Origin of the sequence: Streptomyces sp. NBC_00234, from assembly GCF_036195325.1 — a bacterium.
In the GTDB taxonomy this organism is placed as follows: Bacteria; Actinomycetota; Actinomycetes; order Streptomycetales; family Streptomycetaceae; genus Streptomyces.
Genome location: NZ_CP108101.1, coordinates 4,740,530 through 4,764,068 on the forward strand (window position 1 = coordinate 4,740,530; position 23,539 = coordinate 4,764,068).

General features: G+C 70.5%; 18 protein-coding genes. 10 read left to right on the forward strand and 8 right to left on the reverse strand.

Going from position 1 to position 23,539, the window contains the following annotated elements; genetic code table 11:
- The first annotated feature begins 5 nt into the window (after positions 1–5).
- From nuoL to recQ, 4 genes are all read left to right on the forward strand, one after another.
- Complete coding sequence (nuoL, locus tag OG230_RS20970; protein WP_328905264.1) at positions 6–1,901, forward strand: NADH-quinone oxidoreductase subunit L; 1,896 nt, start codon at positions 6–8, stop codon at positions 1,899–1,901.
- Between the two features lie 5 nt (positions 1,902–1,906).
- Complete coding sequence (locus tag OG230_RS20975; RefSeq protein WP_328905265.1) at positions 1,907–3,478, forward strand: NADH-quinone oxidoreductase subunit M; 1,572 nt, start codon at positions 1,907–1,909, stop codon at positions 3,476–3,478.
- The gene (nuoN, locus tag OG230_RS20980) at positions 3,475–5,139 is read left to right on the forward strand and encodes an NADH-quinone oxidoreductase subunit NuoN (protein ID WP_328905266.1); all 1,665 of its coding nucleotides are present in this window, start codon (positions 3,475–3,477) and stop codon (positions 5,137–5,139) included. The genes OG230_RS20975 and nuoN overlap by 4 nt, the downstream gene beginning before the upstream one ends.
- A gap of 133 nt (positions 5,140–5,272) precedes the next feature.
- Positions 5,273–7,300: a DNA helicase RecQ gene (gene recQ / locus OG230_RS20985; protein ID WP_443051348.1), complete on the forward strand. Its 2,028-nt coding sequence runs from the start codon at positions 5,273–5,275 to the stop codon at positions 7,298–7,300.
- Positions 7,301–7,331: 31 nt separating this feature from the next.
- Here recQ and OG230_RS20990 read toward each other — a convergent pair whose 3' ends face one another.
- The 4 genes from OG230_RS20990 to OG230_RS21005 all read right to left on the reverse strand — a co-directional run bounded on the left by OG230_RS20990 (position 7,332) and on the right by OG230_RS21005 (position 12,964).
- Positions 7,332–7,940 (reverse strand): Uma2 family endonuclease, encoded by a 609-nt coding sequence (locus OG230_RS20990; protein ID WP_328905267.1) that lies wholly within the window; start codon positions 7,938–7,940, stop codon positions 7,332–7,334.
- Positions 7,941–8,083: 143 nt separating this feature from the next.
- On the reverse strand, positions 8,084–9,313 hold the full coding sequence (fahA, locus tag OG230_RS20995) for a fumarylacetoacetase (protein WP_328905268.1): 1,230 nt from the start codon (positions 9,311–9,313) through the stop codon (positions 8,084–8,086).
- Positions 9,314–9,460: 147 nt separating this feature from the next.
- On the reverse strand, positions 9,461–11,455 hold the full coding sequence (locus OG230_RS21000) for a CocE/NonD family hydrolase (RefSeq protein ID WP_328905269.1): 1,995 nt from the start codon (positions 11,453–11,455) through the stop codon (positions 9,461–9,463).
- Positions 11,456–11,464: 9 nt separating this feature from the next.
- Entirely contained in the window at positions 11,465–12,964 is a 1,500-nt protein-coding gene (locus OG230_RS21005) for a peptide MFS transporter (RefSeq protein WP_328905270.1), read from the reverse strand.
- 156 nt (positions 12,965–13,120) lie between these two features.
- On the opposite strand from OG230_RS21005, the gene OG230_RS21010 reads away from it, so the two are divergent.
- The 6 genes from OG230_RS21010 (at position 13,121) to OG230_RS21035 (ending at position 20,549) form a co-directional block, all read left to right on the forward strand.
- A complete protein-coding gene (locus tag OG230_RS21010) occupies positions 13,121–14,131 on the forward strand; it encodes a polyprenyl synthetase family protein (RefSeq protein ID WP_328905271.1) in 1,011 nt (336 codons plus the stop codon).
- 241 nt (positions 14,132–14,372) lie between these two features.
- Complete coding sequence (locus OG230_RS21015) at positions 14,373–15,602, forward strand: LolA family protein (RefSeq protein ID WP_328905272.1); 1,230 nt, start codon at positions 14,373–14,375, stop codon at positions 15,600–15,602.
- A gap of 99 nt (positions 15,603–15,701) precedes the next feature.
- The gene (locus OG230_RS21020; protein WP_328905273.1) at positions 15,702–16,661 is read left to right on the forward strand and encodes an ABC transporter ATP-binding protein; all 960 of its coding nucleotides are present in this window, start codon (positions 15,702–15,704) and stop codon (positions 16,659–16,661) included.
- Entirely contained in the window at positions 16,648–17,529 is an 882-nt protein-coding gene (locus OG230_RS21025) for an ABC transporter permease (protein ID WP_328905274.1), read from the forward strand. Before OG230_RS21020 ends, OG230_RS21025 begins: the two co-directional genes overlap by 14 nt.
- 196 nt (positions 17,530–17,725) lie before the next feature.
- Entirely contained in the window at positions 17,726–18,316 is a 591-nt protein-coding gene (locus OG230_RS21030; protein WP_328905275.1) for a TetR/AcrR family transcriptional regulator, read from the forward strand.
- 103 nt (positions 18,317–18,419) lie between these two features.
- Complete coding sequence (locus OG230_RS21035) at positions 18,420–20,549, forward strand: SpoIIE family protein phosphatase (protein WP_443051349.1); 2,130 nt, start codon at positions 18,420–18,422, stop codon at positions 20,547–20,549.
- A gap of 16 nt (positions 20,550–20,565) precedes the next feature.
- Here the strand turns inward: OG230_RS21035 and OG230_RS21040 are convergent, their stop codons facing one another.
- From OG230_RS21040 to OG230_RS21055, 4 genes are all read right to left on the reverse strand, one after another.
- Complete coding sequence (locus tag OG230_RS21040; protein WP_328905276.1) at positions 20,566–21,378, reverse strand: Cof-type HAD-IIB family hydrolase; 813 nt, start codon at positions 21,376–21,378, stop codon at positions 20,566–20,568.
- Positions 21,379–21,467: 89 nt separating this feature from the next.
- Positions 21,468–21,812: a hypothetical protein gene (locus OG230_RS21045; RefSeq protein WP_328905277.1), complete on the reverse strand. Its 345-nt coding sequence runs from the start codon at positions 21,810–21,812 to the stop codon at positions 21,468–21,470.
- Between the two features lie 125 nt (positions 21,813–21,937).
- Positions 21,938–22,387: a VOC family protein gene (locus OG230_RS21050; protein WP_328905278.1), complete on the reverse strand. Its 450-nt coding sequence runs from the start codon at positions 22,385–22,387 to the stop codon at positions 21,938–21,940.
- 82 nt (positions 22,388–22,469) lie between these two features.
- Complete coding sequence (locus tag OG230_RS21055) at positions 22,470–23,441, reverse strand: ABC transporter substrate-binding protein (protein ID WP_328905279.1); 972 nt, start codon at positions 23,439–23,441, stop codon at positions 22,470–22,472.
- Positions 23,442–23,539 lie beyond the last annotated feature (98 nt).

Consider the following 23,539-nt stretch of genomic DNA (forward strand, 5'->3'; position numbering starts at 1 on the left):
GAATCGTGGAGAACCTGATTGCGCTGCTGGTCGCGGCGCCTCTGCTCGGAGCGGCGGTGCTGCTGTGCGGCGGCCGTCGGCTCGACCGGGCCGGCCACTGGATCGGCACCCTGTTCGCCGCCTCGTCGTTCGTCGTCGGTGTCGTGCTCTTCAGCACCATGCTGGGGTACGAGACCGATGCGCGGACGATGCGTCAGTATCTGTACAGCTGGATTCCGGTCGAGGGCTTCCAGGCCGACATCGCCTTCCAGCTCGACCAGTTGTCGATGACGTTCGTTCTGCTGATCACCGGTGTGGGCACCCTGATCCACATCTACTCGATCGGCTACATGGAGCACGACGAACGCCGTCGCCGCTTCTTCGGCTATCTCAACCTCTTCCTCGCGGCGATGCTCCTGCTGGTCATCGCCGACAACTACCTGCTGCTGTACGTCGGGTGGGAGGGCGTCGGTCTGGCGTCGTACCTGCTCATCGGCTTCTGGCAGCACAAGCCCAGTGCGGCGACCGCCGCCAAGAAGGCGTTCCTGGTCAACCGCGTCGGCGACATGGGTCTGTCGATCGCGATCATGCTGATGTTCACCACCTTCGGCACCTTCGCCTTCGGTCCGGTGTTCGCGGCGACCGGAGAGACGAGCGAGGGCAAGCTGACGGCGATCGGCCTGATGCTCCTCCTGGCGGCCTGCGGCAAGTCGGCCCAGGTGCCGCTGCAGTCCTGGCTCGGTGACGCGATGGAGGGCCCGACCCCGGTCTCGGCCCTCATCCACGCCGCCACCATGGTCACCGCGGGTGTCTACCTGATCGTCCGGTCCGGCGCGATCTTCAACGCCGCTCCCGACGCGCAGCTGGCCGTGGTGGTCGTCGGCGCGGTCACGCTCCTGTTCGGTGCGATCGTCGGTTGCGCCAAGGACGACATCAAGAAGGCCCTCGCCGGGTCGACGATGTCGCAGATCGGCTACATGATCCTCGCCGCGGGCCTCGGCCCCATCGGCTACGTCTTCGCGATCATGCACCTGGTGACGCACGGCTTCTTCAAGGCCGGGCTCTTCCTCGGTGCCGGTTCGGTCATGCACGGCATGAACGACGAGGTCGACATGCGGAAGTACGGCGGCCTCCGTAAGTACATGCCGGTCACCTTCGTCACCTTCGGCCTCGGCTATCTCGCGATCATCGGCTTCCCCGGTCTGTCCGGCTTCTTCTCCAAGGACAAGATCATCGAGGCCGCGTTCGCCAAGGGCGGCACCGAGGGCTGGATCCTCGGCTCCGTCGCCCTGCTGGGCGCCGCGATCACCGCGTTCTACATGACGCGGGTGATGCTGATGACCTTCTTCGGCGAGAAGCGCTGGCAGCCGGACGCGGAGGGCCACGAGCCGCACCCGCACGAGTCCCCGAAGTCGATGACGATTCCCATGGTCGTGCTGGCCTTCGGTTCGGTGTTCGCGGGCGGGTTCTTCTCCATCGGCGACCGCTTCGTGCAGTGGCTGGAGCCGGTCACCAAGTTCGAACACGGGCACCCGCCGGTCAGCGCGGCCACCGTCACCGGCGCCACCATGGTGGTGCTCGTCATCGGTGTCGCCGTCGCCTGGGCGATGTACGGGCGCAGGCCCGTCCCGGTCGTCGCCCCGCGCGGTTCGCTGCTCACCCGGGCCGCCCGCCGCGACCTGTTCCAGGACGACTTCAACCACGTGGTCCTGGTCCGTGGCGGTGAGCACCTCACCCGCTCGCTGGTCTACGTCGACCACAGTCTGGTCGACGGCGTCGTCAACGGTACGGCCGCTTCGGTCGGCGGGCTCTCCGGCCGGCTGCGCAAGCTGCAGAACGGCTACGCCCGCACCTACGCGGTCTCGATGTTCGGCGGTACGGCGGTCGTCATCGCCGCGACCCTGCTGATGAGGGCGGTCTGATCACCATGTCCTTTCCCCTCCTGACAGCGACGGCGGTGCTTCCGGCGATCGGAGCGATCGCCACCGCCGCCGTCCCGGCCGCGCGGCGCACCGCCGCCAAATGGCTGGCCCTGCTGGTCTCGCTCGGCACGCTCGTCCTGGCGGGCATCGTGTTCGCCCGGTTCGAGCCCGGCGGCGACCGCTACCAGCTGACCGAGTCCCACGCCTGGATCGCGGACTTCGGTGTGCGGTACGAGCTGGGTGTGGACGGCATCGGGGTGGCGCTCATCGCGCTCACCGCGCTGCTGATCCCGTTCGTCGTGCTGGCCGGCTGGCACGACGCCGACCCGCTGGAGACCAAGTCCTCGCGGTGGCGGCCCACTCAGGGCTTCTTCGCCCTGATCCTGATGGTGGAGGCGATGGTGATCCTCTCCTTCGAGGCCACCGACGTCTTCCTCTTCTACATCCTCTTCGAAGCCATGCTCATCCCGATGTACTTCCTCATCGGCGGCTTCGGGGACCGGGCGCACACCGGCAGCGACGAGAACGCGGCGGCCCAGCGTTCGTACGCCGCGGTCAAGTTCCTGCTCTACAACCTCGTCGGCGGCCTCATCATGCTGGCCGCGGTCATCGGGCTGTACGTGGTCGCGGGGAGCTTCTCGCTCTCCGAGATCGCCGAGGCGCGGGCCAGTGGCTCGCTGGAGATGGCGACCAGTACCGAGCGGTGGCTGTTCCTCGGGTTCTTCTTCGCCTTCGCGGTGAAGGCCCCGCTGTGGCCGCTGCACACCTGGCTGCCGAACGCGATGGGGGAGGCGACCGCACCGGTCGCCGTGCTGATCACCGCGATCGTCGACAAGGTCGGCACCTTCGCGATGCTCCGCTTCTGCCTCCAGCTGTTCCCGGAGGCCAGCAAGTGGGCGACGCCGGTGATCATCGTCCTCGCACTGATCTCCATCGTGTACGGGGCGCTGCTCGCGGTCGGCCAGCGCGACATCAAGAGGCTGATCGCGTACGCCTCGATCTCGCACTTCGGCTTCATCATCCTCGGCATCTTCGCGATGACGAGCCAGGGCCAGTCCGGCGCCACGCTCTACATGGTCAACCACGGGATCTCGACGGCCGCGCTGATGCTGGTCGCCGGGTTCCTGATCACCCGGCGCGGCTCCCGGCTCATCGCCGACTACGGCGGGGTGCAGAAGGTGGCGCCGGTCCTGGCCGGAACCTTCCTGATCGGTGGTCTGGCCACGCTCTCGCTGCCCGGCCTGGCGCCGTTCGTCAGTGAGTTCCTGGTCCTGGTCGGCACGTTCAGCGCGTATCCGGCGGCGGGCATCATCGCCACCTCCGGCATCGTGCTGGCCGCGCTCTACGTCCTCGTCCTCTACCAGCGGACGATGACCGGGCCGGTCAAGGCGCAGGTCCAGGGCATGCCCGACCTCAAGGTCCGGGAGCTGGCGGTCGCCCTTCCGCTGATCGCGGTGCTGATCTTCCTCGGGGTCTTCCCGAAGCCGCTGACCGAGGTCGTCAACCCCGCGGTCGAGCACACCATGCAGGACGTACAGAAGCAGGACCCCCAGCCCGAGGTGGAGGCCGCCAAGTGAGCGCAACAGCTGTCCACAGCCTGTGGACAACGGTGGGCGGGGTGACATCGGCCGCTCCGGACGAGAAGTTCACGGCGCCGACCATCGAGTACGCCCAACTGGCGCCCGTCCTCATCGTCGTCGGCGCTGCCGTCCTCGGCGTGCTGGCGGAGGCGTTCGTCCCGCGCAGGGGCCGGTACTACACGCAGGTCTTCCTGACCGTCGTCGCACTCGCCGCCGCCTTCGCCGCCGTCATCGGCCTGGCGGCCGGCGGGTACGGCACGACGAAGGCCCACATCGCGGCGATGGGCGCCATCGCCGTGGACGGCCCCGCGCTGTTCCTGCAGGGCACCATTCTCCTGGTCTCCATGGTCGCCGTGTTCACCTTCGCCGAACGGCGACTGGACCCCGTGACGCACGGAAACCGCGTCGACTCCTTCGCCGCGCAGGCCGGCTCGGTCCCGGGCAGCGACAGCGAGAAGGCCGCGGTCCGGGCGGGATTCACCACGACCGAGGTCTTCCCGCTGGTCCTCTTCGCCATCGCGGGCATGCTGGTCTTCCCGGCGGCCAACGACCTGCTGACGCTCTTCATCGCGCTGGAGGTCTTCTCCCTCCCGCTCTACCTCCTGTGCGCCGTCGCCCGCCGCAAGCGGCTGATGTCGCAGGAGGCCGCGGTGAAGTACTTCCTGCTCGGCGCCTTCTCCTCGGCGTTCCTGCTCTTCGGGATCGCCCTGCTCTACGGCTACGCGGGCTCCGTCTCGTACGCCACCATCGCCAACGTGGTGGACGGCTCGGTCCAGGCCATCGACCCGGCACTCGCCGACACCATGGGCAACGACGCACTGCTGCTCATCGGCGGCGCGATGATCGTGACCGGCCTGCTCTTCAAGGTCGGCGCCGTCCCGTTCCACATGTGGACGCCGGACGTCTACCAGGGCGCCCCGACCCCGGTCACCGGATTCATGGCGGCGGCCACGAAGGTCGCCGCGTTCGGTGCGCTGCTGCGCCTCCTGTACGTGGTGCTGCCGGGCCTCGCCTGGGACTGGCGCCCGGTCATGTGGGCGGTCGCCATCGTCACGATGCTGGGCGGCGCGATCGTCGCGATCACCCAGACCGACATCAAGCGCCTGCTCGCGTACTCCTCTATCGCGCACGCGGGCTTCATCCTCGCCGGTGTCATCGCCACGACCCCGCAGGGCATCTCCTCGGTGCTCTTCTACCTGGTCGCGTACTCCTTCGTGACGGTCGGCGCCTTCGCCGTCGTCACCCTGGTCCGCGACGCGGGCGGCGAGGCGACGCATCTGTCGAAGTGGGCCGGACTCGGCCGTCGCTCGCCGCTGGTCGCCGCGGTCTTCGCGGTGTTCCTGCTGGCCTTCGCCGGCATTCCGCTCACCTCCGGCTTCTCCGGGAAGTTCGCCGTGTTCAAGGCGGCGGCGGAGGGCGGTGCGGGCGGTCTGGTCGTGGTCGGTGTGATCTCCTCGGCCATCGCCGCGTTCTTCTACATCCGGGTCATCGTCCTGATGTTCTTCAGCGAGCCGAAGGCGGACGGCCCCACGGTCGCCGTCCCGTCCCCGCTGACGATGACGACGATCGCCGTCGGAGTCGCCGTGACCCTGGTGCTGGGCCTGGCCCCGCAGTACTTCCTGGACCTGGCGAGCCAGGCGGGCGTGTTCGTACGGTAGCCGGAACGGCACCCACCGTCCCCGGACGCCGGACGGGCTCGATCCAGAGCCCGTCCGGCGTTGTCGTAGGTGCCGCCTATCGTGGTGGGGGACGGGACAGGCCCGACAGGCCGGACCACGGGGGACAGAGCAGATGAGCGGGACGGGCGTGACCATGGGTGTGACCGAGAGCGAAGCGCAGCAGACGCTTCACCGGGTGTTCGGGTACGAGGCGTTCCGCGGCGAGCAGGGCGCGGTCATCGAGCACGTGGTGGCGGGCGGCGACGCGGTCGTGCTCATGCCGACCGGTGGCGGCAAGTCCCTCTGCTACCAGATCCCGGCGCTGGTCAGACCCGGCACCGGCATCGTGATCTCGCCGCTCATCGCCCTCATGCAGGACCAGGTCGACGCCCTGCGGGCGCTGGGCGTGCGGGCCGGCTTCGTCAACTCCACGCAGGACTTCGACGAGCGCCGGTCGATGGAGTCCCAGTTCCTCGCGGGCGAGCTCGACCTCCTCTATCTGGCCCCCGAGCGGCTGCGCCTGGACTCCACCCTCGCGCTGCTTGCCCGAGGCGAGATCTCCGTCTTCGCCATCGACGAGGCGCACTGCGTGGCGCAGTGGGGCCACGACTTCCGCCCCGACTATCTGGCCCTGTCCGTCCTGGGCGAGCGCTGGCCCGACGTACCCCGCATCGCGCTGACGGCGACCGCGACGGATGCCACGCACCGGGAGATCACCCAGCGTCTGGGGATGCCGGAGGCCAAGCACTTCGTCGCGAGCTTCGACCGGCCCAACATCCAGTACCGCATCGTGGGGAAGTCCGACCCGAAGAAGCAGCTGCTGACCTTCCTCAAGGAGGAGCACGCCGGGGACGCGGGCATCGTCTACTGCCTCTCGCGCAACTCCACCGAGAAGACCGCCGAGTACCTCTGCCGCAACGGCATCGAGGCCGTTCCGTACCACGCGGGCCTGGACGCCGGGACGCGCGCACTCCACCAGTCGCGCTTCCTGCGAGAGGAGGGCCTCGTCGTCGTGGCGACCATCGCCTTCGGCATGGGCATCGACAAGCCCGACGTCCGCTTCGTCGCCCACCTCGACCTGCCCAAGTCGGTCGAGGGGTACTACCAGGAGACCGGCCGCGCCGGCCGTGACGGCGGCCCGTCCACGGCCTGGATGGCGTACGGGCTCCAGGACGTCGTCCAGCAGCGCAAGCTGATCCAGGGCGGCGAGGGGGACGAGGCGTTCCGGCGCCGCGCCGCCTCCCACCTCGACTCGATGCTGGCCCTGTGCGAGACGGTCCAGTGCCGTCGCGCCCAGCTCCTGACGTACTTCGGCCAGGAGCCCGGAGCGGAGACCTGCGGGAACTGCGACACCTGCCTGACCCCGCCCGAGACCTGGGACGGCACGGTGGTCGCGCAGAAGCTGCTGTCCACGGTGGTGCGGCTGAAGCGGGAGCGCGGCCAGAAGTTCGGCGCGGGCCAGATCATCGACATCCTGCTCGGCCGGAAGACCGCGAAGATCATCCAGTTCGATCACGACCAGCTCTCGGTCTTCGGCATCGGCGAGGAGCTGGCCGAGGCCGAGTGGCGGGGCGTGGTGCGTCAGCTGCTGGCGCAGGGCCTCCTCGCGGTGGAGGGCGAGTACGGCACGCTGGTGCTGACCGACGACAGCGCGTCCGTCCTCGGGCGTGAGCGCGAGGTGCTGCTGCGCAAGGAGCCGAAGAAGCCCACGTCCCGGTCCTCGTCCTCCTCGAAGGGCGAGCGCAGGGGCAAGGCCGCAGCCGCTGTCGCGGAGCTCCCGGCGGAGGCCGTCCCCGTCTTCGAGGCCCTGCGCGCGTGGCGCGGCGCTCAGGCGAAGGAGCTGGGGCTTCCGGCGTACGTCATCTTCCACGACGCCACGCTGCGGGAGATCGCCGCTCTGCGGCCCGGCTCGGCGGCCGAGCTGGGCGGGGTCAGCGGCCTGGGCGAGAAGAAGCTCGCCACGTACGGCGAAGGGGTGCTGGAGGTCCTCGCGACGTTCGGTGCGGTCGAGGCCGGGACCGGGGCAGCGGACGCACCGCGTGCCGAGCCGGCCGAGCGACCTGCCGTACCGGCCACCAGGGAAGCCCCCGGACGTCCCGTCCACGCGGCGGCCCCGGACCCGGAGTTCGGCTGGGACGAGGAACCGCCCGAGTACGAGTGAGCCGTGGAGCCGGGCGGCGGTGGTCGTGGGACTACTGCGGGTCCGCCGCCCGGCGGCGCGGGGTGATGGCGGTGAGGTCGAGATCGACCGGGAAGGGGACGGACACCTTCATCCGGTCGTGGAAGATCCCCGTGGAGGTGTAGACGCCGGTGGCCGGTTCCAGCTCGAAGACGTAGACCACGGCACGCCCGTCGTGGTTCTCCACCCGCCAGAAGTGCGGGATCTTGACCCGGGCGTACTTCACGGGCTTGGTCTCCCGGTCCCGCGACCGGGACTCGGGTGAGACGACCTCGATGGCCAGCCGCACGGACTCGGCGGGGAATCGGGTCTGGTTCGGGTTCTGGATGATCTCGCCGTCGACGACGATCACATCGGGCTCGGGCCGGTTGTAGCGGTCGATGTCGATGGTGAACTCGCGCACGACCTCCAGCTCGGGCGGCGCCAGCGACTGCAGCTGCCAGTTGAAGAAGTCGACCGCCCGTGAATGGAACAGGGTCTGCGGACTCACGAAAACAAGGCTCCCGTCGATCAGCTCCGTGTGCGGAGGCAGATTCGGGAGTGTGTCCAGGTCATCGGCGGTCCAGCCGCCCACGGGCGGAACCGCCCACCGCGGCTCGGGCGCCTCGGGTTCGATGCTCATCAGTGCTCCCATACGAAGGAGTCTCGCGGGTCCGTCCAGCGTATCCGCCGATAACCCGTTCGGAACCGCGCGAACAGGTGAACCCATCGGTGCCGTTGACGGCCGCGCGCCGGCAGGGGCGCGCGGCCGTCAACGGGCGGACCTCATGCGGACGGCACGATCCGCCCGGTGACCTCGCCGAGGCCGACGCGTGTGCCGTGCGGCCCCGGGGCCCACGCGGTCAGGGTGACCACGTCGCCGTCCTCCAGGAACGTGCGCTTGCCCTCGGGAAGGTCCAGCGGGTCGCGGCCGTTCCAGGTGAGCTCCAGGAGGGAGCCGCGCTGGGCCGGCTCGGCGCCGCTGATGGTGCCGGAGCCGTAGAGGTCGCCGGTACGCAGCGAGGCGCCGTTCACCGTCATCTGGGCCAGCTGCTGGGCCGCGGTCCAGTACATCGAGGAGAACGGCGGCTCGGAGACGAGGTGCCCGTTGATCGCGACGGAGATCCGCAGATCGATGCCGCCGTGCTCCTCCTCGTCCGCGTCGTCCAGGTAGGGAAGCAGCGGGAAGTCGCGGGCGGGCGGCTGCGTGCGGGCCGCGTCCAGCGCCTCCAGCGGGGTCACCCACGCCGAGACGGACGTGGCGAAGGACTTGCCGAGGAACGGCCCCAGCGGCACGTACTCCCACGCCTGGATGTCGCGCGCCGACCAGTCGTTGAGCAGGCAGAGCCCGAAGACGTGCTCACGGAAGTCGCCGAGCGGCACCGGGGTGCCCTGCTCCGAGGGGACGCCGACGACGAAGCCGACCTCCGCCTCGATGTCCAGCTTCACGGAGGGGCCGAAGACCGGCGCCGGGTCCGAAGGGGCCTTGCGCTGGCCCGAGGGGCGCACCACGTCCGTGCCGGAGACGACGACCGTGCCGGCCCGCCCGTGGTAACCGATGGGCAGGTGCTTCCAGTTGGGGGTCAGCGCGTCGCCGTCCGGCCGGAAGATCTTGCCGACGTTGGTGGCGTGGTGCTCGCTGGCGTAGAAGTCGACGTAGTCCGCGACCTCGTACGGCAGGTGGAGCGTCACCGAATCCACCGGGTGCAGCAGGGGCTCGACGTCCGCGCGGTGCGCCGGGACCGTCACCCAGGCCGTCAGCGCGCGCCGCACGTCGCGCCAGGCGGTGCGGCCGGCTGCGAGCAGGGGCATCAGGCTGGGCTGTGCGAGCAGTTGCGCGTAGGGGGAGCCGAGCGCGTGGGCCGCGGCTCCGGCGTCCAGCACGTGGTTGCCGATGCGGACGCCGACCCTGCGGTGGCCGGCGTGGTCGGGGGTGGAGAACACACCGTACGGAAGGTTGTGCGGACCGAAGGGGTCGCCCTCGGCCAGATCGAGCGGGCTGCTCTGCTCGGGCATGTGTTGCTGCCTCGCTTTCCAGGTCACTTGAAGGACACGTTACGTCGGTGTTGATACCCAGTGACAGTGTCTCAACTGTGCCTAATGCCCGGAAAGTTCTATGGGGTCCCCGGAAATCCGGGAACCCCATGGGTGAACATGTCCGGATCAGCCCGCCGTGCGCGGAATGCGCTTCTCCCAGGTCCGGTGGAAGACGACTTCGCCGCCGTCCTTGCAGATCACCTCGTTGGAGGTGATGAAGTCCTCCGCGTCCGCGCCGATTTCGGAGTGGGTCTCGATCTCCACGTCCCAGGCCAGCTCGGGGCGGTGCAGCCGGATCGTCCAGTCCGAGCGGGTGCGGGCGGAGAGCGGGTCCTGCTCCTGGATGGTGTACGTCTCCACCGCGTCCTCGGTGAATTCGAGCCCGTCCGGGTAGACACGGGTGCCGCCGTAGCGCGGGTCGACCTCCATGCGCCACTCGCCCTTGGCGACGTCCCGGATCACCAGGCGCTCCGGGCGCTGTTCGTCGAGCGTGGCCGGGTAGACGACGCCGAGCGCTTCGGACTGCTCCGGTTCGCCGAACGAGATGCCGTTGTCCTCGGTGTGGCGGCGCACCGGCAGTTCGACGAAGCTGCCGTCCGCGTCCAGCGTGAAGCCCGCCGAACCGGCCTGCGGCCAGATCCACGGCCAGTACGAGGACGAGACCGCGAGCCTGATCCGGTGGCCGCGCGGGAAGGTGTGGCCGATGCCGTTCAGCTCGAAGGTCACGTCCTCCGTCTCCCCGGCCGGCCAGTCCTCGGCACGGTCGCGGCCGTGCCGCGCGGAGAGGTTGAGGACGCCGCGGGTGACCAGGGTGGAGGAGCCGTCCGGTGCCACGTCGCAGAGCCGGGCGATGGCCGTGCCGCGCGGTACGTCCATCCGGATGCGGAGCTTCACCCTCGGGCGGCCCAGGATCTCGATGGGGGCGTCCTCGACGGGGAACTCGAACGAGACGGACTTGGCGTCCTCGTCGCGCTGGTCGGGCGGCAGGTCGCCGTCGTTGCCGAAGGGGAAGAAGCGGCCGGCGTCCACCCCGGTCTGCTGCGGCGAGAGGACGATCTGCGGGCCGCCCTGGAGGGCGTACACGACGGGGGAGACGTTCTCCGACGGCCAGCTCGCGTCGCCGACCCAGCGGCCGGGGAGCGTCTCGTAGACCGTGGCGGGCGGGTGCGAACCGCTGATCCAGGAGCGCAGCAGGGGCTCGTTCATCACCCCGTTGTCGACCCCCTTGAGGTGGTGGTCCCACCAGCGCAGCGTCTCCTGGAGGAAGCCGATGCCGGGGCCGGGGGGCAGCCCCCGGTCCGGGTACTGGTGCGACCACGGGCCGATCAGCCCGCGTACCTTCGCCGGGTCCAGGTGCTCGACCAGCCGCAGCACGGTGTCGCGGTACGGGTCGTGCCAGCCGCCCACCGCGAGCACGGACGCCTTGATGGCGCCGTAGTCCTCGCAGACGCTGCCGTGCTTCCAGTACGCGTCACGGGTCTGGTGGGCCAGCCAGGTGTGGATGAACGGATCGACGCCCTCCAGCCGGTTCAGCCACATCTCCTTCCACTTCTCGCCGACCTGCTCGGGGTCCGGCGGCCGGGAGACGAACGCCAGCATGGTGGCCGCCCAGGCGTGCATGTCGACGGCGAGGACCGAGCCGCCCATGTAGTGGACGTCGTTGTCGTAGCGGTCGTCGGTGGAGCAGACGGTCACGATCGCCTTGAGGGGCTCGGGGGCGAGCGCGGCGAGCTGGAGCGAGTTGAAGCCGCCCCAGGAGATGCCGAACATGCCCACGTTGCCCGAGCACCACTCCTGCTGGGCGAGCCAGTGGATGACGGCGACCCCGTCGGCCAGCTCGGTCGCGTCGTACTCGTCGCCCGGCATGCCCTCGCTGTTGCCGTGCCCGCGCACATCGACGCGCACGGAGGCGTACCCGTGTCCCGCGTACCAGGGATGCCGCTGCCAGTCCCGGGGAGCCGTCCAGTCGCTCAGCCGGTAGGGCAGGTACTCCAGCAGCGCCGGTACGGGTTCCTCGGTGACCGGCCGCCAGATCCGGGCGTACAGCCGCGTGCCGTCCGGCAGCGGGATGTACAGGTCCTCGCGGGTCGTCTCGTACGGGAATTCAGTGCGGATGTGCATGGCGGTACCTCAGTGGACGGGGTGCATGGTGCGCTTGAGCCAGGGGCCGGCGGCCATGACGGCCAGGCCGGCGACCACCGCGATCGCGCCATTGACACCGAAGTAGGCGGGGTTGGAGACCTCGCCGTACAGCTTCACGATCTGGGCCTGGATGCCGTTGGCGAGCGCCAGGGACAGGAACCACAACGCCATCGTCTGGCTGGCGAACGCCTTGGGGGCGAGCTTGGTGGTGGCGGACATGCCGGAGGTCTCCAGCAGGACGTCACCGAGTCCGAGCAGGAGGTACGAGCCGACGATCCACCAGGCGGCCATCTTGTACGTGTCGTCGGCGTGCCCGGAGGTCGGCAGGACCATCAGGAGGAAGGACAGACCGCCGAGGACGACCCCCATGGCGATCTTGTTGGAGGCGTGCGGCTGGCGCGGGCCCATCCGGGCCCAGACGGCGGCCACGACGGGTGCGAGCGCCACCTCGAAGGCGCCGAGCGCGGAGGCGTACCAGCTCGCCGGGAAGTGGAAGCCGAAGATCTCCGTACGGGCGTTGGTCGACGCGAGCAGCATCATCGTCGAGTACGCCTGGAAGAGGATGAAGTTGAAGACGACCGAGGCCAGGAAGAGCACGACGTACGGGCGCAGCCGCCCGCGCTCCTCGGAGGTGACCCGGGGGCTGCGGAACATCACTACGAAGTAGACGACCGGAGCGATCACCGAGATCAGGGTGAGCAGGTCGACGAAGCGGTCGATCGTCAGCCAGCCCGCCAGGGTGAGCGCGGTGGCGAGGAGGGCGAACCCGACGATGCCGGCGGCGATGTTCAGCAGGGCGCGCCGCATCGGGCCGGGCGCGAGGGCGAACTCGGCGGCGTGCTTACGCCCGGCCAGGTGACGCCGGCCCGCCACGTACTGGATGAGGCCGAGCGTCATGCCGACCGCCGCGGCCGAGAATCCCCAGTGCCAGCTGGCATGCTCGCCGAGCCAGCCGGTGATCAGCGGTCCGGCGAACGCGCCGATGTTGATGGCCATGTAGTACAGGGCGAATCCGGCGTCGCGCCGGTCGTCGTCGGTGCGGTAGAGCTTGCCGACCATCGAGGCGACATTGGGCTTGAGCAGGCCCGTTCCGGCGCTGATCAGCCCCAGGCCGACCCAGGTCATGGTGTCGGTCGGTACGGCCATCGAGTAGTGGCCGCAGGCGATGAGGATGCCGCCGTACAGGACGGCGCGGTACGAACCGAGGATCCGGTCGGCCAGCCAGCCGCCCGCGACGGAGACCAGATAGACCAGGGTGCCGTAGGCGGCGGAGACCGACGCGGCCGTTCCCGGGTCCATGCCCATGCCGCCGTTGGACACCGTGTCGGCGAAGAACAGGACGAGGATCGCCTGCATGCCCAGGAACGAGAACCGCTCCCAGACCTCCAGGCCGGACAGGGTCATCAGACCCCGCGGCTGGCCGAAGAAGGCGCGGTCGTCCTCCGGGGGCGGCTGGGTCGGCTCGGTATCGCTGGCGGTGTGGGACAAAGCGACAACTCCTGATCGTATGAGCTGATCCCGAACATACCGGCGGTCGCGGGAAGGCGCCCACGGTGATCCAAAGGGGACCGGATACGCTGACTTGAGTGAAGACAGCGACACATCGACATTCCGTGTGATCGTCAGCAGACAGGAGATCCCCTCGTGACCGTCGTCGGGCCGTTCGGACTGTGCGTTCGGGACCAGGCTCTTGAGGCCGATGTCCAGACCGGTTTGGCCGCTGTCGAGGCGGGGCTGCTCGAGGCCACCAAGAGTGAGGTGCCCTTCATCACGGAGGCCGCACAGCACCTGGTACGTGCAGGGGGCAAGCGTTTCCGTCCGCTGCTGGTGATGCTGGCTTCCCAGTTCGGTGACCCCGACGCGCCGGGTGTCGTGCCCTCGGCCGTGGTCGTCGAACTGACCCATCTGGCGACGCTGTACCACGACGACGTGATGGACGAGGCGGACGTACGCCGCGGGGTCGACAGCGCCAACACCCGCTGGGGCAACTCGGTCGCCGTACTGACCGGGGACTTCCTCTTCGCCCGTGCGTCGCACATACTGGCCGACCTCGGTCCGGAGGCCGTACGCATCCAGGCCGAGGCGTTCGAGCGCCTGGTCACCGGTCAGATCCTGGAGACCGCGGGCCCGCGCGACGGACGCGATCCGGTCGGCCACTACCTCGACGTCATCGGCGGCAAGACCGGTTCGCTGATCGCCGTCTCCGGGCGGTTCGGCGCGATGATGTCCGGCGCCGACGAGTCGGTCGTCGACATCCTCACCCAGTACGGGGAACGGCTCGGCGTCGCCTTCCAGCTCGCCGACGACGTGCTCGACATCGCCTCCGACACCCACGAGTCCGGCAAGACGCCCGGCACCGACCTGCGCGAGGGCATCCCGACCCTCCCCGTGCTCCTGCTGCGGGCACAGGCCGCGGCCGACGGGAAGCCGGACGACGTGGAGCTCGTCGAGCTCCTGGACGGCGACCTGAGCGACGACGACCGGCTCGCCGAGGCGCTGCGCAGGCTCCGCGCCCACCCGGCGCTGGAGCAGGCGCGACGGGACACCATCCGTTACGCGCAGGAGGCGCGGGCCTCGCTGGCGCCGCTGCCCGAGTGCTACGCGAAGGCCGCGCTCGAAGAGCTCTGCGACGCCGTGGTGCACCGCGCGGGCTGACGCTCCGCCCGGCCCGGGTTTCGGCTCGGTCCGCGCACGGCAACCCTTACTGGAAGGGTGGCCCCCGAGGGTTCGGTGTCATACCGGAGCAGTACGTGGAGTTGATCCCGCGGGCTGACGCTTGTGGCCGCCCGATTTGGTCAGATGGAGAACAACCACTCCTGACCACATCGGGTGAGCAGGGCGGCAGGGAGTGGCTGCAGAGCGGACGGAAGCCGCCGACCACGGAGGTAGGGCACACATGGCACCGAACGACAGCGCGGAGACCACCAGCGAGGCCACGGGTACTGTCGCGGGCCGTCGCAAGGCGGCGCGATACATCGTCCCGTTCGCGGTCGCGGGAGTCGCGGCGGCGACCATCGGGCTCGTCCCGGCACTGGCGGATTCCGGGGACCCGGAGCTGCCGAAGATCACCGCCCAGGAACTCATCGAGAAGATCGCCGCCTCGGACCAGCAGCAGCTCTCCGGCACGCTGAAGGTCACCGCGGACCTCGGACTCCCGTCGATCGGCGGACTCGCGGGCTCCTTCGCCCCGGGCGGCACCGGAGCGGGCGAGGGCGACTCCGCGGCCGACCCGCAGGCCAAGCTCATGGAGCTCACCTCCGGTACGCACACGCTGCGGGTGGCGGCCGACGGCCCCGACAAGCAGCGTCTGTCGATCCTCGGGGACGCCGCCGAGTACAGCCTGATCCACAACGCCGGCGAGGTCTGGGCGTACGACAGCCAGTCCGACGAGGCGTACCACGCGAAGAGCGACACCTCGAAGGCCGGCAAGCACGAGAAGGCGCCGAAGGGTGTGCCCGCCACGCCCGACGCGCTGGCCGAGGAGGCACTCAAGGCCGCCGGTGACACCACGTCGGTCACGGTCGACGGCACGGCGCAGGTGGCGGGGCGCGACGCGTACCGGCTGCTGATCAAGCCGAAGCAGTCCGGTTCGACGATCGGCTCGGTCACGATCGCGGTCGACGCGAAGAACGGCGTACCGCTGAAGTTCACCCTGGCCCCGAGCGGCGGCGGCAAGGCCGTGATCGATGCCGGGTTCACCAAGGTCGACTTCGGGAAGCCGGACGCGTCCTCCTTCACCTTCACCCCGCCCAAGGGCGCGAAGGTGACCGAGGCCGAGGACCTGGCGGCCGAGGCGGAGAAGAACGGCAAGGCGGACCGGCTTCCGGAGGAACTCGGCGCGCTGGAGGGCTTCCAGGGGCTCGACGTGATCGGCGAGGGCTGGACCTCGGTCGCCGCGCTGGAGGTCCCCGGCGGGGCCGGGCTGCCCACGCAGGGCGCCGAAGGCGTCCCGGCCGAGGCGCAGCAGTTCCTCGACGCGCTGGGCGACCGGGTCACCGGGACGTTCGGCTCGGGCACGGTCTTCAAGACGCGCCTGGTGAACGCGCTGATGACGGACGACGGCAAGGTCTACGTCGGCGCCGTCACGAAGGACGCGCTGGTGCGCGCGGCCGACACCGCCAAGTAGGCACCGCCCCGCGAGCCGCCCCGCCGTACGCTCCGTACGGCGGGGCGGCTCCGTACGGTGGGACCGTCCGCGCAGCAGTGAGCGTGACTGGGAGTGCGTATGAGCGACGCAGGGGCCGGGGAAGCGGCCGTCATCGAGACGCGAGGTCTCACCAAGCGCTACCGCGGCGGCTCGCTCGCCGTGGACGGGCTCGACCTGCGGGTCCCCGCGGGCAGCGTCTTCGGCTTCCTGGGGCCCAACGGCTCCGGCAAGACCACCACGATCCGGATGCTCATGGGCCTCATCGAGCCGACCGCCGGCACCGCGCGGGTCCTTGGCCGGCCGATGCCGGCCGGGTCGCGTTCCGTGCTCCCGCAGGTCGGAGCGCTGATCGAGGGACCCGCGCTGTACGGCTTCCTGACCGGCCGGGACAACCTGGTGCGCTTCGACTCCGCCGACCCGGCCGCCGATCCGCGCACCCGTCGCGCCCGGGTCGAAGCCGCCCTGGACCGGGTCGGACTCGCGGCGGCGGCCGGCAAGAAGGCCAAGGCGTACTCGCTCGGTATGAAGCAGCGCCTCGGACTCGCCGCCGCCCTCCTCCGGCCGCGCCGTCTCCTCGTCCTCGACGAGCCGACCAACGGCCTGGACCCGCAGGGCATGCGCGAGATCCGTTCGCTGGTCCGGGAGCTGGCGGCGGAGGGCACCACCGTCTTCCTCTCCTCGCACCTCCTCGACGAGATCGAGCAGGTCTGCACGCACGCCGCCGTGATGGCGCGCGGCCGTCTCGTCACCCAGGGCCCCGTCGCCGAACTCGCCGCGGGCTCCCGGGGCCGGCTGGCCGTCACCACCCCGGACCCGGGCGAGGCCGCCCGCGTCCTGGAGGAGCTCGGGGTCACCGGCCTGGTGGCCGACGGGCAGCGGCTGACCGCCGACGCCCCGCCGCCCGGCACGGACCCGGCCGAGCTGAACGCGGCGCTGGTACGGGGCGGGGTGCGCGTCCGGTCCTTCGGGGTCGAACGGGCCTCGCTGGAGGACGCCTTCGTCGCACTCACCGGAGAGGGATTCGATGTCGCAGGCTGAGCTCACCGGCGTCACCACACCCGCCAACGCCCTGTGGACCTTCGGGATCCTCCGGTCCGAACTGGTCACGACCCTGCGCCGCCGCCGCACCTTCGTCCTGCTCGGGGTGCTCGCCGCCGTTCCCGTACTGATCGGCATCGCGGTGCGGATCGAGACGGGCGGCGGCGGCCCGTCGGGCGGACCCGGCGGCCCGGCGGGACCCGCCTTCCTCGCCCAGGTCACCAACAACGGGCTGTTCCTGGTCTTCGCCTCGCTCGCGGCCACGCTTCCGGTGTTCCTGCCGATGGCGGTCGGTGTCGTCGCGGGCGACTCGATCGCGGGCGAGGCCGGCAGCGGCACGCTGCGCTATCTGCTGGTCGCCCCGGCGGGCCGTACCAGGCTGCTGCTCGCCAAGTACGCCTCCGTGCTGGCGTTCTGCCTGGTCGCCACGGTGGTGGTGGCGGCTTCGGCGCTGGCCGTGGGTGTGCTGCTGTTCCCGGTCGGCGACGTCACGACGATCTCGGGGACCCGGATCGGCTTCGGCGAAGGTCTGGTGCGGGCCGGGCTGATCGCCGTCGCGGTGGCGGCGTCACTGATCGGATTCGCGGCGCTCGGTCTGTTCGTCTCGACGCTCACCAGCAGTGGCATCGCGGCGATGGCCGCCACCGTCGGGGTGCTCATCACCGTGCAGATCGTGGACACGATTCCGCAGCTCGACGCCGTGCATCCGTATCTCTTCCCGCACTACTGGCTGTCGTTCGCGGACCTTCTGCGCGAGCCGGTCCTCTGGGACGGGCTGGCCGACAACCTCGGCCTGCAGGGTCTGTACGCGGCGGTGTTCGGTTCGGCGGCCTGGGCGCGGTTCACCGCGAAGGACATCACGACGTGACCGGGGGAGTGGGGTTCGCCCGTGCCGTCGGCCGGTCGAGCCGTCCCCCGATCGGCTCGTCGCGGCACGACGGCACGAACGGTGCGAACAGCTGGAACGTGACGACACGGTACGTTCCGTTTCCGCGTGGTTATTGTTCGACTTCTGACGACACGCTGTCAACAAGAAATGGCTCGAATCCACCTATGCTCACCGAATGATCACATCGCCGAGTTCCCAGCGCCGGAGCGAGCGATCACGCAAGGCCACGCTCGAGGCCGCTCTCGACCTGTGTGCGGAGAAGGGGTACGCCCGCGTCACCGTCGAGGCCATCGCCGCCCGCGCGGGCGTGAGCAAGAAGACGATCTACCGCTGGTGGCCCTCGAAGGGCGCGGTGATGCTGGAGGCGTTCACCGAGGGCCTCGTGGGCGCCACCCCCTTCGTCGACACCGGCGATATCGCCGCCGACCTGCGTACCCACATCGGTGCCGCGGTGCGACTCCTGTCCACCTCGCCCTTCGGGCCCGCCTACGCCGGAATCCTCTCCGAGGTGCACCACGACGACGCCCTCGCGAAGGCCGTCAGGGAGGACCTGGTCGAACCGCGTTTCACACGCGCGGTGGGCCGTCTGCGCCAGGCCCAGGAGCAGGGCCAGATCCCCGAGGACGCGGATCTGCCGCTCGCGGTCGAGATGCTCTACGGCCCCGTCTACTACCGCCACGTGCTGCGCAAACCGCCGCAGGACGAGGCGACGATCGCCGCCCTGGTCGCCCACGTGCTGCGTTCCCTGGGGGCGCGGGAGACCTGATCCCCGCCGCGATCCGGTGGCGGAGTGGGCGGGGTGGCTCGATGCTGGTCTGAAGCAGGCCGGAGCGCGAGATGCGCAGAGCCATCGACGGTGGGGTGAATCCGTGACGGACGCAGGTACGGGGGGACCGGGGTCCCGGGTGTGGGAAAAGGCTCCCGAGGGACTGGGAGCGGCGCTCCTGAACACGCTGTTCGACCAGTCCGCGGTCGGCCTGCACGTCCTCGACACGGACCTCCGGCTGGTACGCGTCAATCTCCTGACCGACATGGGCCCCGTCGACCGGCTGCTCGGCCGCCGGTTCGACGACGTCTACCACCTCGACGCCCCGCGGGAGACCGCGGAGCAACTGCGGGAGGTGATGCGCACCGGGGTCCCCCTGGTGGGGCTGCTGATGCGCGGACGGTTCACGGACGCGGACGGTCCGCTCCGCAGTCTGACGGTCTCCGTCTACCGGCTGGACAACGAGGCGGGCGAGGTGATCGGCCTCCTGGCAGCGGTCGTCGACGTCACCGAACGGGAGAAGGTGCGTGCCCGGGACAGGTGCCTGACCGCGGTCCGTGACGGCGTGGGCAGCTCCCTGGACGTGGCGGACATCTGCGAGGCGTACATCGAAGCCGTCGTGCCGCGCTTCGTCGACTTCGCGACCATCGAGGTGGTGGACGACGTGCTGCGCGGCGCGGATCCGCCGCTCGGGCCGCTGGGCCCCGACGTCCCGCTGCGGCGGGCCGCCCGTACGGGGTTCCTCGGCGGCCTGGGGTGGGAGCAAGACGAGCACGAGGCCGCGCCGGCCCCCGAGGTGCGGCGGCTGGCCCCCCGCACCCCGTACGCCCTGGCGGCCTCGGACCTGGGCGTACGGGTCGTACGCCTCGACAGCGACACCCCGTGGCTGGACGCCGACCCCGACGCGGCCCGGCTGATCGGGGCGACCGGCGCGCACTCGTTGATGGTGGTCCCGCTGACGCTGCGCGGCACGGTCCTCGGGCTGGTGAGCCTGTACCGGTGCGGGGTTTCGGACTCCTTCGACGAGGACGACGTCAGTCTCGCCCTGGCCACCGCCACCCGGGTCGCGCTGAGCATCGACAACGCCCGCCGCTACGAGCGCGACCACGTGATCGCCTCTACGGTCCAGCGCCGCCTGCTCCCGCAGGAGGAAGGCCCCCGGATCGCCGTCGAGACGGCGCACGTCCTGCTGCCCGGGCGCAACAGCGGTTCCTGGTTCGACACGATCGCGCTCTCCGGGGCCCGTACCGCCCTGGTCGTCGGGACGGTCGCCGGGCGCGGCCTCCAGACGGCCATCGTCATGGGGCAGCTGCGCACGGTCATCCAGGCGCTGTCCGGTATCGACCTGGAACCCGACGAGATGCTGGCCCGGCTCAAGGACACCGCCGACCGTCTCGCCAAGGAGCGGGCCGCGCTGCCGCCCGGCGACTCCCTGCAGAAGGAGACGCTGACGGCGACCTGCATGTACGGCGTCTACGACCCGTTCTCCCGTACCTGCACGATCGCCCGGGCCGGCCACCCGGGGCCGGTCGTGACCGGGCCCGACGGCACCCCGCTGGACGTCGAGGTTCCCGAGGGTCCCGGTCTGTTCTCGAAGGACACCGCACCCTTCGCCCCGGCCACCATCGCGCTCGAAGAGGGCAGTGTCCTCGCCTTCTTCACCAGCGCGTTCCGGTCCGACGCCGCGGCGCCCGCCCTCATCAGGGACACACTCGCCCACCCGGACAAGCCGCTCCAGGACCTGTGCGACAACCTCGTCTACACGCTGCCCCCCGACTCCCACCCGGACGGCGCCGCGCTCCTGCTGGCCCGCACCGGCACCGTGCCGGCCGACCACGTCGCGACGTGGGAGCTGGAGCACGACCGGACGACTCCGAGCCTGGCGCGCGGGCTGGTGCGCGAACAGCTCGAAGCCTGGCAGCTCGACGAGGAGACGGTCTACGCCACCGAACTCATCGTCAGTGAACTGATCACCAACGCCGTCCGGTACGGCACTCCGCCGCTCCATCTGCGGCTCCTCCTGGACCGCACCCTCACCTGCGAAGTCCACGACAGCAGCTCGGTCGCCCCGCATCTCAGGCACGCCCGCACCGTGGACGAGGGCGGACGCGGACTGTTCATCGTGTCGCAGCTGGCCAGCCACTGGGGTACGCGGTTCAGCCGCGACGGCAAGGCGCTCTGGACCGAGCAGGAGGTGAGCCCGCCCCAGGGCCGGGAGGGCACCGGTTCCTGAGCGGCTCCGCTCCGCCTCAGCCGAACACCCGCTCCAGGACCTCCGCCACCCCGTCGTCCTCGTTCGAGGACGTCACCTCGTCCGCCACCGCCTTCAGTTCGGGGTGGGCGTTGGCCATCGCCACGCCGTACCCGGAGCGGCGGAACATCGGCAGGTCGTTGGGCATGTCGCCGAAGGCGATCGTGCCGGCCGGGTCCAGGCCGAGCGCCTCGGCGGCGAGGGCCAGGCCGGTGCCCTTGTCGACGCCGTACGGGGCCAGTTCGACGGTGCCGGGGCCCGCCATGGTGACGGTGGCCAGATCGCCCACGACGGCGCGGGCGGCGGACGCCAGCGCGTCGTCCGAGAGCTCCGGGTGGCGCACCAGCACCTTGATGACCGGGCGCTCCCAGAGCGCTGCGCGATGGGGTGTCCGTACGGCGGGCAGCGTCGGATGGGGCATCCGATAGCCCGGTTCGATGAGCGTCCGGCCGTCGGTGCCGTCCTGGTCCACGGCGGCGAAGACCCCGCCGACCTCCGCCTCGATCTTGCCGAGCGCCGTCTCGGCCAGCTCCCGGTCGAGCGTCACGGAGCGGAGCAGGCGGCCGGTCCCCGCGTCGTACAGCTGGGTGCCCTGCCCGCAGACGACCGGGCCGTCGGAGCCCAGTGCGGCGAGCAGGGAGCGTATGCCGGGCACCGGGCGGCCGGTGACGACGAGATGCCGTGCGCCCGCCGCCGCGGCGAGGGAGAGCGCGGCGCGGGAGCGGGGGCTGACGAGGTCTCCGGGGCGCAGCAGCGTGCCGTCCAGATCCGTGGCGACCAGAGTGAATGAAGGTGCGGGTGGGGTGGGCATGGGAGCCACCCTATGGAGTGCGCGGAGCCCCGGTACGACCGCTGTCGCGGTGCGTGCCGGGGCTCGCGTGCCGGGGGCTGCCGGGCAGGTCAGCTGAAGACCACGGAGCGGACCTTCAACCGCTCGGAGGCGTGCCCGCCGTTCGGGCGGAGGCTGAAGTAGGGGCCCTCGCAGTCGGCGTCGGCGAAGACCGTGGCGACCGAGTCCGTGTAGTTCCTCGGGGTGTGGGCCGGCGGCGTCCACCCGGGGGCCACCTCGGGAAGCGTGATGCACACGCCGCTCGGCGGGTCGGCCAGGGTGCCCGTCTGCTGTGCGCCGCCGGGGATCTCGTACTGGTAGGTGAAGTATCCCTCCGCCGCCGAGGCGGAGCCGGGGGCGGCGAGGAGCACGGCGAGGCCGCAGGCGGCGGCAGCGGTGAGGGTGCGCAGGCGCATGGAAGAACGTCCCGATTCATCAGGGGGGTGGGTGTGACGTCCCAGCCCTTCCCGGGGTGATCACGGGTACGCGGTGCCGGCCCTGCGGAAACGATCACTCGCCGCCCGTTCGGAGTACCGGGGCGCTACTGCACGCAGAATTCGTTGCCCTCCGGATCGGCGAGCACCGTCCAGGAACCGCCCTGCTCCTCGACGTTGCGCAGCACGCTCGCCCCCAGCCCCACCAGCCGTGCCGTCTCCGCCTCCCGGCGCTCGGGACCGGCGTGCAGATCCAGGTGGACGCGGTTCTTCACCGTCTTGGGCTCCGGTACGCGCTGGAACAGCAGCCGGCGCCCGAGACCCGTGCCGGACTTCTCCTCGTACGGATCGTCGGGGTGCCGCGCCGCCGCGAGGTCGCGCCAGGCGCGGCGTCCGTGCGCCTGCGTGGTCACCGACTCGGTGACGGCCCCGAGGCCGAGGAGTTCCTCGATCAGGGGGCTGTTGTCCTCGACCAGGTAGCCCAGGGCCTCGGCCCAGAAGCCTGCCTGGGCATGCGGATCGGCTGCGTCGATGACGACTTTCCAGTCCAGAGTCATGGCAACCGTTCATAGTGGCTGCACGCCGGGGACGGCAAGGGACACGCCGGGGCGGTGGCCCCGGCGTGCCGGTGGTGCGGGGTCAGGAGGTCATGTCCGCCTGGAACTCGTCGAGGATCTTGCCCGCGGCCGTGTAGCCGATGCCGGCGATCCACAGACGGTCGTCGACCTTGATGGTCCTGTCGTTCCTGGTCGCCTTCAGGCCCTTCCACAGACCGCTGTTCATCGTCTCGGTCGTCCCGGCCTTCGCAGGGTCGCCGTACGTGGACGTGAAGATGACGTCGGCGTCCGCGAGGTCGATCTTCTCGGGGCTCACGTCGTACGAGAACCCGTCCTTGGCCTTGTCGGTGATCGCGGGGCGGCCCACCCCGATGTCGGCGAAGAGCGAGCCGATGTAGTTCTGCTTGCCGTAGATGCGGATGTCGGCACCCTCGACGAAGCGGACGAAGTTGACCTCGGTGGCCGCCGCCTTCTCCTTGCCGCCGATCGCCTCCGTCACCTTCGCCACGTGCGCGTCGTAGGCGGCGACGACCTTCTCGGCCTCGGCCTTCTTGTTGAGCGCGTCCGCGTGCAGCCGGAAGTTCTCCTTCCAGGCGGTACCGGTGGACTCCGTCATCACGGTCGGGGCGATGGCGCTGAGCTGCTCGTAACGCTGGCCGTCGCGGACCTTGCTCGTCAGGATCAGGTCGGGTTCGAGCGAAGCGACCGTCTCCATGTTGGGGTTGGCGATCTCGCCGACCACCTTGATGTCCGCCACGTCGTCCGCGGGCAGGTAGGAGGGGAAGCCGTCCTCCGTCGCGGCGTGCGTCGCGCCGACCGGACGCACGCCGAGGGAGATCGCGGAGTCCAGTTCGCCGGTGTCCAGGACCACGACGCGCTGGGGGTTCGTGGGCACCTTCACGTCGCCCATCACCGTCGTGACCGTGCGGGTCTTCGCCGGAGCGGAGCCGGCGGAGTCGCTGTCCGGGTCCGAGGAACCGCACGCGGACAGGGCCATCACGCCGGTCAGGGCCAGCGCGCCCGAGGTGAGGATGCGGCGGGAGATGCGGGACATGGGGCGCCTCTCGGGTGGGACGGTCCGGGTCGGCGCCGGACGTCCACCGGTTCTGGTTCGGTAAGGCTTGGCTAAGCGCCAAGCTTACGCAGAGGCGG

Bases quoted from the DNA above. Each gene is read 5' to 3' on its own strand.
- OG230_RS20975 (WP_328905265.1), top strand. From the start codon at position 1,907: ATGTCCTTTCCCCTCCTGACAGCGACGGCGGTGCTTCCGGCGATCGGA.
- recQ (WP_443051348.1), top strand. From the start codon at position 5,273: ATGAGCGGGACGGGCGTGACCATGGGTGTGACCGAGAGCGAAGCGCAG.
- OG230_RS20990 (WP_328905267.1), bottom strand. From the start codon at position 7,940: ATGAGCATCGAACCCGAGGCGCCCGAGCCGCGGTGGGCGGTTCCGCCC.
- fahA (WP_328905268.1), bottom strand. From the start codon at position 9,313: ATGCCCGAGCAGAGCAGCCCGCTCGATCTGGCCGAGGGCGACCCCTTC.
- OG230_RS21000 (WP_328905269.1), bottom strand. From the start codon at position 11,455: ATGCACATCCGCACTGAATTCCCGTACGAGACGACCCGCGAGGACCTG.
- OG230_RS21015 (WP_328905272.1), top strand. From the start codon at position 14,373: ATGGCACCGAACGACAGCGCGGAGACCACCAGCGAGGCCACGGGTACT.
- OG230_RS21020 (WP_328905273.1), top strand. From the start codon at position 15,702: ATGAGCGACGCAGGGGCCGGGGAAGCGGCCGTCATCGAGACGCGAGGT.
- OG230_RS21025 (WP_328905274.1), top strand. From the start codon at position 16,648: ATGTCGCAGGCTGAGCTCACCGGCGTCACCACACCCGCCAACGCCCTG.
- OG230_RS21030 (WP_328905275.1), top strand. From the start codon at position 17,726: ATGATCACATCGCCGAGTTCCCAGCGCCGGAGCGAGCGATCACGCAAG.
- OG230_RS21040 (WP_328905276.1), bottom strand. From the start codon at position 21,378: ATGCCCACCCCACCCGCACCTTCATTCACTCTGGTCGCCACGGATCTG.
- OG230_RS21045 (WP_328905277.1), bottom strand. From the start codon at position 21,812: ATGCGCCTGCGCACCCTCACCGCTGCCGCCGCCTGCGGCCTCGCCGTG.
- OG230_RS21050 (WP_328905278.1), bottom strand. From the start codon at position 22,387: ATGACTCTGGACTGGAAAGTCGTCATCGACGCAGCCGATCCGCATGCC.
- OG230_RS21055 (WP_328905279.1), bottom strand. From the start codon at position 23,441: ATGTCCCGCATCTCCCGCCGCATCCTCACCTCGGGCGCGCTGGCCCTG.